The organism is Rhodothermaceae bacterium (assembly GCA_009838195.1).
Classification (GTDB): Bacteria; Bacteroidota; Rhodothermia; order Rhodothermales; family Bin80; genus Bin80.
The window spans coordinates 62,029-74,555 of the sequence record VXSC01000002.1 but is presented as its reverse complement, the minus strand read 5'-3'; the positions used below and the strand labels follow the sequence as shown (position 1 = coordinate 74,555).

Here is a 12,527-nt window from a genome sequence, read left to right as displayed (position 1 = left end):
GCGGGCACCGCGTGTAATGGTAGATCTTGCTTTGAGAGATGATGCCCTCAGGGCTAATTTTCCCGCACTGCATCAGCGTGTGCATGGCAAGCCGCTTGTGTATCTGGACAGCGCCGCCTCTTCACTGAAACCTCAATGCGTTGTCGACTGTCTGGCACATTACTATGCACATGAACACAGTAATGTGCACCGTGGTGTCCACTACTTAAGCCAGCGTGCAACGGATCGATACGAGGCTGCCCGAAAGAGCGTGGCATGGTTTATAGGGGCAGAAAGCGAAAAAAATATTGTCTTCACACGGGGTACAACCGAAGCAATCAATCTGGTTGCCTCTACGTACGGTCGAAAGTATATCCGACCTGGTGATGAGATTCTGACGACGGTCATGGAGCACCATTCCAATCTCGTCCCTTGGCAATTACTCGCAAAAGAACGCGATGCACAGTTGCGTGTTTTGGACGTGTCCTTAGCTGGCACGATCAGCGTCGATGCGTTTGTGAGACATATGAACAGTAGAACGCGCCTCATTGCTCTGGGCCACGTTTCCAACAGCCTGGGGACCCTCAATCCGGTGGAAGACATCGTTGCGGAAGCACACAAGAGAGATATCATCGTTCTCCTGGATGGAGCGCAAGGATTGCCGCACCTACCTCTGAACATGCAGGCATTGGATTGTGATTTTTACTGCGCAAGCAGTCATAAAGCCTATGGCCCCACTGGCGTGGGTTTCCTCTATGGAAAAGAAGAACTATTAGAGGATTTACCTCCGTGGCACGGAGGCGGGGATATGATTGAAGAAGTACATCGCACATCTTCAACATGGGCGGAGGTTCCACATAAGTTTGAGGCAGGTACTCCGAATATCGCAGGGGTGATTGGCATGGCAGCAGCGATTGATTATTTGGAGGGGATTGGTATGGATGTACTCCGGAAAAAAGAAGAAGCCCTCATTGACTACACGCAGGCAGAGCTCCAGACTGTACCTGGCCTGGCGATTGTGGGTACTGCCTCCCAAAAGGTAGGCGCCGTAAGCTTCTTGCTTGAAGGACATCATCCATATGATGTCGGCCATGCACTGGATCAAGCCGGCATTGCGGTGCGAACGGGACATCACTGCACAATGCCACTGATGAAGTACTTTGGCATCTCGGGTACCGTTCGTGCTTCTCTCGGAGCTTACAATACAAAAGAAGATATTGATATTCTTGTCGCAAGACTCAACGAGATTGTCGCAGGGCACTCCCGAAAGACACTTGCATCTTCAACTGCTGATCAAATAGACTCCCCCTCATCTACCGAAGAATCTATTGAAGCTCGCAAAGCAGCCTTGCTGGAGGACCTGGAGCTTTTTGAAGACGTGGATGATCGACGAGAATATGTGATTGAACTTGGCGAAAACCTGAAAGCTATCGACAACTCACTCAAGACCGAGGCCAACCGGATTCACGGATGTCTGGCAATGGTCTGGCTGCACAGTACAGTACGTGATGGTCGAATCTATTTTGAGGCAGACAGTGACGCACTGATCACTCGTGGAATGATTGCACTTTTAGTCCGTCTAATGGACGGCCAAGCGCCGCAAACCATCCTGCAGACCGACCTGTTTGCCCTAGTAAATGATATAGGCCTCCCCAGTCTTATCACTGCACGCCGGAAAAATGGGTTGAACCGAATGATCGAGCGTATTCAAAAAGAAGCATTTCTTGCCAAGGCCCTATGAACTGCGAAATCATAAACAATTCTAAAACTACCGGGCTGGCTGACGAGATTATTGCCTCGATCCGGCAGGTCTACGATCCTGAAATCCCGGTTAATGTATATGACCTGGGACTCATCTACAAGGTTCGGCTTGATGAGGATGACCGTGCATTTGTCACCATGACATTAACAACCCCAAATTGTCCAGTGGCAGACAGTCTCCCCAGCCAAGTTGAATCTGTAGTCATGCTCACAGAAGGCGTGACGGATGCACATGTGGAACTTACATTTGACCCTCCTTTCACGATTGACATGATGAGCGATGAGGCAAAACTTGAACTCGGCTTCCTGTAGCTCACCTAACCCCATTCCCTTCACATTCCGAGAATCGGGGCAGAGATCGTGCCGATGAATATACTACTGCGCTACAGGGTATTCTTATGGAGTGCCTTCTTCCTCTTTTGCGTCCCACAGGTAAGCGCACAAACTGCTTCTGTTCGTGGATTTGTGACGGATGCATCTGATGGACAGGCACTTCAGGGTGTGAATATTGCACTTCGAGATGCTACGGGAAATCTACGGGGAGGCAGCACAGACGATGATGGATTCTTCATTGTCGTCCGATTACAACCAGGGCGCTGGTTCCTGCAAGCGTCCTTCATTGGGTACGAAACATTTGCGGATACACTTGACCTGACTGAAGACCGGACTGAACGACTTTCCATTTCACTCCGCCCAGGGGTTGAACTGGATGCAGTAGTCGTGGAAGGGGAGCGCGAAGGAGGTGCAATGGTGGCGGCCGGTGTGCAAACTGTCCGGCCAGCCGACGTTGATCTGGTCCCCACTCCAGATGTCTCCGGGGACCTTGTTTCCTATCTCTCCGCAATGCCGGGAGTCGTTTCTATTGGAGACCGAGGAGGTCAAGTATTTATCCGTGGAGGAGAGCCATCCCATAACCTCGCCCTCCTGGATGGCATGTATATCTATCAGCCCTTCCACATACTTGGATTTTATTCAGCCTTTTCGTCTGACATCCTCCGCAATGCGGATATTCACGCTGGAGCATTTAGTAGTAAGTATTCCGGGCGCATGTCATCCGTCATCGACGTACATACGCGTAACGGCAACCTACAGGAATCACGCAGAACCTTTTCCTTTGCTCCCTTTGTCAGCATGGGGATTCTGGAGGGACCCGTCAAGCGTGGACGTATGTCCTATTTGCTTTCCGGTCGAGCCTCAACCATCGAGCGGGTTGCATCGGGTTACATCAATCAACCAGTCCCGTACACCTTCGGAGATTTCTTCGGGAAAGTCCACTGGACCATCAGTGACAGCCACCAAGCTTCTGTCAGCGCCATTCATACATATGACCGTGGTACACTTGATACCGCGAACGAGAACAGTGATGAAATCCGCTGGAACAACACGGCATACGGTGCCCGCTGGCTGGTGGTACCTCCTAACCTGCCAATGTTAGGGGAAGTCCTCTTTTCGGTATCTATCCTGAACATGGAGCGGGGACCCAAGGATGAACCGGATCGCTCCAGTGCCATTGAGGGATTTAACCTCACCGTCAACCTGACCAATTACGGCCAGCGTACGAATGTAGACTGGGGATTCTATCTGCGTGCCCCAAGACTGGACGCGAGTCTAGATGGGTTATTTCAGAATCTGGATTTCACCAGTGACAGAATTCTATCAACCGGTGCCTACTTTGAACCGGAAATCAGTTTTACGCCAAACCTGAAGGGGCGTCTGGGATTAATTGCAGAATTTCTGGGGGATCAAGGATTCCATTTTGAGCCACGCATACGCGTCCTTTATGAGCTGGGCCCCCATCAGTTCAGCATCGCGGGCGGATTCTATCGTCAGGAAATGGTCGGACTGAATGATCGCCGGGATGCAACGAATGTGTTTACAGCATGGACCGGGTCTCCAACGGGGAGTCTTCCGAACTCTATCCATGGCCTGATTGGATACAGCACATCACTGCGCCCGGGAGTCAATGTATCTGCAGAGTTATTCTACAAGAATTTCTCTAGTCTTTTCGTCTCCGAATGGACGGCATTTCCCCGGTTTACTACGCGCCTGCAGGAGGCTTCTGGGCGTGCAATGGGCATCGACTTGAGGATGGAGTTGCGAAAGACGAATTTCTACGGCTTTGTCAATTATGGTCTTTCTTCTGTTGAATACAACGCGATGCAAGAGACACTTCCTGTCTGGTTTGGCTCAAATGAGGTTCGGTACCGGCCACCACACGACCGCCGACATCAAATCAATGCACTTCTGAGCTTCACCTGGAAAAAGTTTGATTTCAGTGCCCGTTGGAATTTCGGCAGCGGGCTGCCGTACAGCCAGATTCGCGGATTTGACGGCTTTATTCTCATGGACGGACCTGTAGACGTAGCTGGTGATCTTGGTGCGGCTAGGGTTATTTACGATCGCCCCTACGAAGGCCTATTGCCAAGTTATCACCGTCTGGATCTATCCATTGATCGCGTATTCCAGTATCGTGATGATTCGTTCGTCACAGCCCAGGTCGGGGTGATCAACGTATACAACAAGAGTAACCTATTTTCGCTTGACGTCTTTACCGCCGAGCGAAATAACCAGTTACCCATCATTCCAACCGCTGGCATAAAGTTTGAATTTTGATGTCCCGCATTCATTCCCTTTACACCGGTGCAATCCTGCTCATTTTAGCAACTGCCTTGAGCAGCTGTGATCAGTCAATCGATCCCATTATTGGTGAAGACCGCCCGTTCACCATTTGGGGCTATCTGGATGCCCATGCGAAAATCCAGCGAGTGCGAGTATTTCCGATCAGAGACCAACTGTTAGTTGATCCGGATCACGCTGGACCAATTGATGCAACGGTGACCTCTAACAATCTGACCACAGGAGAGGTATATACTTGGGTCCATATTGAGGACGCCTGCTGCGGTATGCCCAGAGACAGTCTTGGGGGATATCTATTCGAAGCTGAATTCAGAGCCGAATATGAAAATCGTTACCGTCTCTCTGTTCGGCGCTCCGATGGAGCAGAATCCAGCGCAGAAGTGACAATCCCACCCCCCGTTGAGGTGGAGCTTACCGACGAACGCAATCGCGTGATCGTTCCCGTTCACATTCATGGAAAACCTCCCAACCTGGTGGATGTAGCGGTGACCTACGATGCGATTACTTTACCCCCTGCAAATCCATGGCCACCCGGATCAACCACCCCGCCTGCCGTGCGCTTACCCGTGGAGATACCGTATTCAGGGAAGGAGGAGCCTCTTGATGATGGATGGCGATATGAGATCAATCTGCGTGAAGATTTTGACATTGTCCAGGAGCAGTTTGAGATCAATTGCCTCTCTCGTGACCACATTGCGCTCCGCCGAATTTATTTCCGGTTCTTGGCGGCTGATGAGCAGTGGGCTCCTCCTAATGATTCTTTTGATCCGGATCTTTTGATCGAGCCTGGCACGTTTTCCAATGTAGAGAACGGATATGGGTTCTTTGGAGGAGGCTATACGGTCACAACTGCCTGGATCCCGACGGAGGTGATCCTGCGCAATATTGGTTATCGTACTGCAGGTCCATGTCCACTCAGTCCGCAAAACATCCCCGAGTGCCAGTTACCTCCCGAGCCCTGCTTGGAACAAGGCAGTTGAATTAACGGCAACCAAATTCTTCAATTATTCACGCAATATTTTCATCATCCACACACAATTTCGTTTTTTTACTGCATCCTTTTGGTCAAACTTCGTATAACCCCCTGTTTGAGTCTAAAATGAATGGCTCAAATGTCTGTTAATTTCAACTTATCAAACGTCGAAAGACACTGCGTTAATGCAAGATCGAGAACAAGGCACTGTGAAATGGTTCAATGCTGAAAAGGGCTACGGCTTTATTCAGCGAGATAGTGGTGAAAAAGATGTATTCGTTCACTACTCGGAAGTCAACAAGGACGGCTATAAGTCCTTGGATGAAGGCCAGCGGGTAGAATTTGATGTGACCCAAGGAGACAAGGGTTTCCAGGCACAAAATGTGAATCCTATCTAGGGATTCGCTCCTTCCCCTTGTCATGCATCCGTGCAAACAAGGGAATACCAGCTTCGTGTGGTAGCAGCGATTGCTACCACAATATTCCCGCGCGCCAGGAAGGTTGTTGAGCGCGAGTGGATACCAGTTCCGTGTGGTAGCAGTGATTGCTACCACCCCGTGGTTGTTTAAGGAGTATCTCCCGATCCATTCTGTGGGCCCGGAGGGGATACGTGGGTCGAGTTTCGCCACCGTGATATTGATCCCATTGGCAGAACACTCACTGGTTGACCATTCTGCAGTGGTTGCTGATTTCGGTACGTATTGCTTGCCCGAAAAATCAGAGTCTGTGTGGATGACCGCACGAGAGCAGAGTGCCCAAACTCAGCTGAATGCGTTTCGGAGAAGCTCCAAACTCTTGGGAATTGCAGTTTGCTCACTCTCCTTCCCTTCAAATTCCAACGAGACATACCCGGCATAATTGTGCTGACGCATGATTTCCGCAATGCGCTGATAGTCCAAGTCCAATGTATACCACGTTCCGCCACCGTAATACGTCTTGGCTTGCATCAAAACGGTATGTGGTGCCAGCATCTCCAGTTTATCATACGGGTCTTCCAAGAAATTCCCCGTATCCAGCGTGACTTTCAACCACTGAGAGTCGACCGCTTCAACGATCCTGAGAACTCCTTCGGGGGTGCGCCCGAGGCCCCAGTGATTTTCCAACCCAAGGAGCACTCCGCACTGTCGGGCTTTTGGAATCAATCGCTCGATGGCATCAATGACCCAGCCAAATGCATCTTCATCGGTATACCCTTCCAACGCTGGTTCAATTCCACGATTATTCATCAGTGCAGTAAAGGATTCTGATGTCCCCCACCTGCCGGTATTGAGGCGCATAGTCGGGATTCCAAGCTCATAGCAGATCTCAATCTGCCGAATCGTTTCGTTAATGTTATGCTGACGCTCGTCTGCATCTGGAGACACAAAGCCCTGGTGCGTGGAAAATCCCATCAGGTCCAGACCATTGACAAAAGCTCGGCGCTTCAATCCCTGTAAATAATCTGGCTCCTCAGAGGCCATCTGAATGTGAAGCAACTCTATCCCGTCAAACCCCATGGCCGCTGCCTGATCAATGCATGTCTCAATTGGATAGTCCTCCTTCGGACCACTAAATCGCCAAAACGAGTACGTAGATACCCCGATTGGATTTGGCCGCCTGGGTCTAACAGAATTGGAGGCCGTTACGGGAACCGCAGTCAGTCCTGTCGCGGCGATTGCCGCAGTTTGTAAAAATTTGCGCCGGTTCGTCATGATTCATTCAAAAGTATGGTTTCGCCAGTTGAGATCACTAAATTAGGAAATAGATTGATCATTTCATATTCCGACTCATGACTAAGCAAGAAAGAGAGGACCTACGGCTATCCTACGAACAGGAACTGTTTGAGCGCGTGCTTCCGTTTTGGGAGAAGCATTCCCCTGATCCAGTCTACGGAGGGCACTTCAATAACCTGGATCGGGACGGCAGTATCTACGATACTACGAAGCATATCTGGTTGCAGGCACGGCAAGTCTGGATGTTCAGTAAGTTGTACCGCCTCGTCGAAGCACGTCAATCCTGGCTGTCCAACGCTGAAAGTGGCATGAACTTTTTGATCAACCATGCCCTGCGACCAGATGGACGGGTATATTTTTCGCTCGCCCGTGACGGTCGACCCATTTATCAACAGCGCAAAATATTTACAGAATGCTTCTACGCGATGGCTTTGTCAGAGTATGGTCGTGCGATTGACCATACCGCATACATCAAAGAAGCGGCGCTCATGGTGGAGCAGGTTTGGGATTGGGCCTACGACTGGTCCAAGGTTGGCCGCCCTGCCCTTTCAGGTGCAAAACCCGCCCAAATGCTTGCAGTACCTATGATGCTGCTCAACCTGATTGATGAAGTCATGGTTGATGCGGACTGTTCCTCCGAAATCGATGACTGCTTCAAACGCATCCGACTGCATGTGCATGATCGTCAAATATTCGAATTTGTAGCTCCAGATGGCAGCCGCCTGGACGGCCCCGAAGGGCGCCTGATGAATCCCGGACATGTGATTGAGGCAGGGTGGTTTCTCCAACACATCGCCACGAAGGTTCAAGAATCAAGTATGATTGAACTCTCCCGAAATATGATCCAGAATGCCCAGGCTTTTGGATGGGATGAGCAGTACGGAGGACTCTACTACTTTGTGGATGCAGGAGGATTCAGTCCGGTTCAGCTGGAATGGTCTATGAAACTCTGGTGGCCGCATTCCGAAGCCCTCTACGCACACCTGCTCAATTATGCGCATACGGGCGATCCCAGTGATCTCGCGTCCTTTCGGAAGATTGACGACTACATCTCCGATCACTTTATCGATTCGAAATATGGTGAATGGTATGGGTACTGTGATCGGAAAGGCCAAGTTACTCACCGCTTTAAGGGGGGACCGTATAAAGGCTGCTTCCATGTGCCACGCACACTATGGCTTTGTTGGCAACTCCTCCAGCAATGGCCGACGAACTCGGATTAACGCTGATTTTCTTATTCTTATAGGCGCTCTGTGATCAGCGATTATTTATGACCGTCACTTTTACGTTTCTGGACTGGCTCTGGGTCGGGCTGTTTCTGCTCTTGATGGTCGGCAGTGGCATCCTGTTCTATCGATTAGGCAAGCGCTCAGAGTCTGATTTTTTTCTGGCTGGACGGGGCCTACCCTGGTGGCTACCGGCCAGTAGCGTATATGCGACGCACACTGCTACAGATACACCCATGTGGATCACGGGAGTGATCTACAAGAATGGGATGGCAGGCATCTGGTATACGTTTTTTTGCGGCTGGGCTGCCATCAGCGCATTTGTATCGACTCGAATATTCCGCCGCTCGCTGGCCTATACGCAGGCAGAATGGAATGTGGTACGATTCACAGGCCTCGGCAGTGAACTCCTGCGCGGCTGGATGGCCGGATGGCAGTTTTTTATGAATATGTTCGTCCTGGGCTGGGTTGGAATTGCCATGGGGCGTGTATGCGAATACCTGTTTGCATGGCCGACCTGGATTGGGCTGATCGTATTCTCACTGGTTTGTGCCATCTACGTTCTGGCATCTGGATATTGGGGAGTCGTCATGGCGGACTTCCAACAAGGGATCATTGCATTCCTGGTCATCATTATCGTCTCTGTATGGGGAATCCATGTCGCAGGCGGCCCAAATGGTATTCTCGAGAAGCTGGAAGTCCTTGGAGAATTAGACCGTATCAATCCGTTTGCTTTTACAGGGTGGTGGTCTGGAGATTTCCCGATTGCCTGGTTTATTACCATGATGCTTATCGCTTTCCTGGGCGGCTTTGGCATGGGAACAACCATAGACTGGTATGTGGAAGCACAACGCATTCAATCCGCGAAAACCGTGCGGGACGCAAGCTACAGTATATGGTGGGGCACCATCCTCGGCCTGGTCCGAAATTCCGTATGGGCGGTTGCCATTCTGGCCTTTTTCGTCCTCTTTCCAGGAATCACAGAACAGAGCGAATATGAGATGGGCTGGTTCCGCCTCGGATTTGACTACCTGCCCGCAGGGATGCTCGGATTCTTCTTTGCAGCCATCCTGGCAATCCACCTATCTACAATCTCATCGCACCTCAACCTTGGTGCTCTCTATGCTACACGTGATCTCTATCAACATTACGTCAATCCCAAAGCAAGCGAACAACGTCTCGTCCAGGTAGGCAGAATATCCACTGGAATCCTGCTGCTCGGATCTTTCTTCTATGGTCTGATCATGGAGGACATCACCTCCTGGCTCATTTTTGCACTATGGATCATGGCGGCTGGGATCTGGCTGCCAAACATTCTGCAGGTCGTATGGTGGCGCTTTAATGCCTGGGGATACCTGTCATCCTGGATCGCGAATCTGGGATTCAGTTGGCTGGTTGTATGGATATTACCGGAATTGAACCTGATCCCACATCTATTGGATTATCAGCAGTTCTGGATTCTGATGATTCTCGGTGCAATGGTATATTTTCCGGTGACCCTTCTTACAAAGTCCGAACCCATGGATCACCTCGTCCATTACTACGTGATGTCGCGTCCCATTGGTTGGTGGGCGCCCGTGCGAGAGGAGGCGATACGCCGCGGCCTGATTATGACCAACGGTGAAACGGCTCCTGGTGCTGAAGAAGCCAGCCGCCCCGCCGACAGTTACCCCGATAGCTCATGATTCGTCGAAAATGGTCGGCCAATGAAGCCGATGAATGGACCAAAGAGGACTGGATCGCCATTGTTCTCTCCCCTTTGTGCTATGTACTGGTTACGATCGGTGCAGCATTGTCAATCCTGCTGCAGATGTCTGGGTATATTATGCTGGCCATTGGGATTGTAATGACTGTGATTCTGCATCTTGTGATCGATCCAAAGCTCAAGGCTATTTCCAAAGAGTACGAAACAAAGCAGCAGGGCTATTTGCAAGAGTTGGAAGCGAAAGTTCGATGGAAATCAGTTGACGAGAAAGCATCATGAACCAAGCATTAGCTACAGTCATTGGTATGACGATCGCATACGCGGCATCTTTTCTGGGGCTTATACTGGCCTACCGTGCCTGGCGCAAACACAATCAAAGTGAGAGCGATGGAAGAGTTTAATTTTCTATGGGGTGTTGTAGTACCTGCGACTATTTTTCTCATTGCCTTTCTATCCACCTGGCTCCTCTACCGGCATTTCACTGCAAAAGAGTAATGTGGTTGAGGCAATCGTTGGTCCGTCTGGTTTCCGTCCTCCACTCCCTTCACCAGGGAGCTTCATATCAATATGAAGCAGTTTGCGGATTGCACACAGATGGATCTCTCCTACGACTTGATCAAGTGATTTGCAGAAGCATTTCAGAAACCCTCGCCATATGATGCCGGATTACCTGCGAACCACGGTGCGATATTATTGAGAACTACCCCCTATGCGATCTTTATTTTTCTTCATTGCACTGCTAACCGTTAGTTCTGTAGCGAGTGCTCAAAACGGCTTACCGCTGCAGACCTTATCCCTGGAGTCTCTCTCTGCATTCGATAAACCAGCAGAAAACTGGATGCTAGCCGGCAGTGTCTACAGTGATCTTGCTCTCCACCACAGTTTGTCCACTACACCAGGGAAGGGAATCCTCGTAAATCAACCTACCGAATGTGCTCGAGAGAACCTCTTCACCAAGTGGACACATGGAGATATCGAACTTGAACTTGAATTCATGATGCCGCCAGGATCCAACTCCGGTATTTATCTCCAGGGGCGCTACGAAGTCCAACTATTGGACAGCTGGAAGCGCCCTCATGTCACATTCGGGGATGTCGGTGGGATCTATCAGAGATGGAATGAAGATGAGGGACGGGGATTTGAAGGGCGTCCACCACGCATCAATGCCAGCCGTGCACCGGGCCTGTGGCAATCCCTCCGCATTGTGTTTGATGCACCCGACTTTGATGAAAATGGCAACAAAATCCGGCCCGCCCGCTTTGTGCAAGTCATCCTGAATGGTAGCATCATCCAGGAAAGTGTAACTGTTTCTGGGCCAACTCGCGCCGCTGGTTTTCAGGACGAATCTCCTGTTGGACCTCTTATGATCCAGGGAGATCACGGACCTGTTGCATTTCGCAATATTCGCTACCGCATGAGCGGAGGGGCGCCTGTTTCCGTGAGTAATATGACTTACTTCGAATATACTGATGACCCTTCGGAGGAAGTGATTTGGAATTCCACGGGAACAGCCACGGCCACGGGAAACATCCGTGACCTGCAAGAGCACACGGTAATCTCTGCCGATCCAATTGCACTTCGCTACGAAGGCACCATTCATATCCCTGTAAGTGGCACGTATCGCTTTGATGCTACACTAGACTGGATATCTGGTGATCCGCACTGGTCGAGTCATTCAATTGGCGGTGCATTATTGCAGATTGCAGACCAGGAAGTTCTGAAACATGATCGGAATCAACCTTCCGTGTACGGAGATGTCTTCCTGAACGAAGGAATGCACCCATTCAGTTTTGGATATTTCAAGGCAATCGGCTGGGGGCCTCCCCAGGTCTCTCTCAGCGTTGAAGGACCTTCTACCCGGACATCTCCGCTTCTCCAGCCGCTCCAGGGAGCGCCTGCCGCTGAACGGATTCCGATCACGGTCGGCAATGAGCCTATGCCGCTGCGTGGATTCATCGTCCATCGCGGAATCAAACACACCCATTCAATGGCTATTGGCAACCCCAACGGTATCCATTACAGTCTGGATCTGTCTACCGCTTCCCTGTTGCATGCATGGCGTGGCCCTTTTGTAGATGCAGCACCGATGTGGCATAATCGAGGACATGATCAGACGATCCTTCCCCTTGGAAGCCTTCTGACATTCTCGGGACATTCCGCAATTAATACTACCGAGGACACAAAGCTTAAATTTACCGGGTATCGACTGACACCCCACCCCGTATTCATCTACTCACTCGGGAACGCCGTTCTGGAGGATCATATCCAACCGAAAGACGATGCATCAGGACTGTCACGTACGCTGATTCTCATAGGTGACAAAAACGAACCAATCTGGGTGCGCATCGCAGTCAGCGACCAGATTGATGCAATCAACGATCGCCGTTATGCGATTGACGGGTTTACCTGGTATGTTGAAACAGATTCGGATGCATCAATCCAACCATCGCAAAATGGTCAAGTGCTCATGATTCCATTACAACAAGACCAGTCTGGCGCGCCTGCATCTGTCAACTATGTTATCGAGTGGTAGT

10 protein-coding genes are annotated in these 12,527 nt (G+C 50.5%); 9 read left to right on the top strand and 1 reads right to left on the bottom strand.

From position 1 onward, the window contains the following. The first annotated feature begins 16 nt into the window (after positions 1-16). The 5 genes from sufS to F4Y64_00340 all read left to right on the top strand — a co-directional run bounded on the left by sufS (position 17) and on the right by F4Y64_00340 (position 5,748). Complete coding sequence (sufS, locus tag F4Y64_00360) at positions 17-1,720, top strand: SufS family cysteine desulfurase (GenBank protein ID MXX96062.1); 1,704 nt, start codon at positions 17-19, stop codon at positions 1,718-1,720. Further along, positions 1,717-2,052, top strand: coding sequence for a DUF59 domain-containing protein (locus F4Y64_00355; GenBank protein MXX96061.1), 336 nt, complete (start codon positions 1,717-1,719; stop codon positions 2,050-2,052). The genes sufS and F4Y64_00355 overlap by 4 nt, the downstream gene beginning before the upstream one ends. Positions 2,053-2,106: 54 nt before the next feature. Then, complete coding sequence (locus F4Y64_00350) at positions 2,107-4,353, top strand: TonB-dependent receptor (GenBank protein ID MXX96060.1); 2,247 nt, start codon at positions 2,107-2,109, stop codon at positions 4,351-4,353. Beyond that, the gene (locus tag F4Y64_00345; protein MXX96059.1) at positions 4,353-5,357 is read left to right on the top strand and encodes a DUF4249 family protein; all 1,005 of its coding nucleotides are present in this window, start codon (positions 4,353-4,355) and stop codon (positions 5,355-5,357) included. Before F4Y64_00350 ends, F4Y64_00345 begins: the two co-directional genes overlap by 1 nt. A gap of 178 nt (positions 5,358-5,535) precedes the next feature. After that, positions 5,536-5,748: a cold-shock protein gene (locus F4Y64_00340; GenBank protein MXX96058.1), complete on the top strand. Its 213-nt coding sequence runs from the start codon at positions 5,536-5,538 to the stop codon at positions 5,746-5,748. 363 nt (positions 5,749-6,111) lie between these two features. Here F4Y64_00340 and F4Y64_00335 read toward each other — a convergent pair whose 3' ends face one another. Next, positions 6,112-7,041, bottom strand: a complete 930-nt coding sequence (locus F4Y64_00335) for a sugar phosphate isomerase/epimerase (protein ID MXX96057.1) — start codon at positions 7,039-7,041, stop codon at positions 6,112-6,114. Positions 7,042-7,118: 77 nt separating this feature from the next. Here F4Y64_00335 and F4Y64_00330 point away from each other — a divergent pair, with 77 nt between their 5' ends. The 4 genes from F4Y64_00330 to F4Y64_00315 all read left to right on the top strand — a co-directional run bounded on the left by F4Y64_00330 (position 7,119) and on the right by F4Y64_00315 (position 12,526). Further along, on the top strand, positions 7,119-8,285 hold the full coding sequence (locus F4Y64_00330) for an N-acylglucosamine 2-epimerase (protein MXX96056.1): 1,167 nt from the start codon (positions 7,119-7,121) through the stop codon (positions 8,283-8,285). Between the two features lie 47 nt (positions 8,286-8,332). Then, the gene (locus tag F4Y64_00325) at positions 8,333-9,973 is read left to right on the top strand and encodes a Na+:solute symporter (GenBank protein ID MXX96055.1); all 1,641 of its coding nucleotides are present in this window, start codon (positions 8,333-8,335) and stop codon (positions 9,971-9,973) included. Beyond that, the gene (locus F4Y64_00320; protein ID MXX96054.1) at positions 9,970-10,272 is read left to right on the top strand and encodes a hypothetical protein; all 303 of its coding nucleotides are present in this window, start codon (positions 9,970-9,972) and stop codon (positions 10,270-10,272) included. Before F4Y64_00325 ends, F4Y64_00320 begins: the two co-directional genes overlap by 4 nt. A gap of 430 nt (positions 10,273-10,702) precedes the next feature. After that, complete coding sequence (locus F4Y64_00315; GenBank protein ID MXX96053.1) at positions 10,703-12,526, top strand: DUF1080 domain-containing protein; 1,824 nt, start codon at positions 10,703-10,705, stop codon at positions 12,524-12,526. Position 12,527 lies beyond the last annotated feature (1 nt).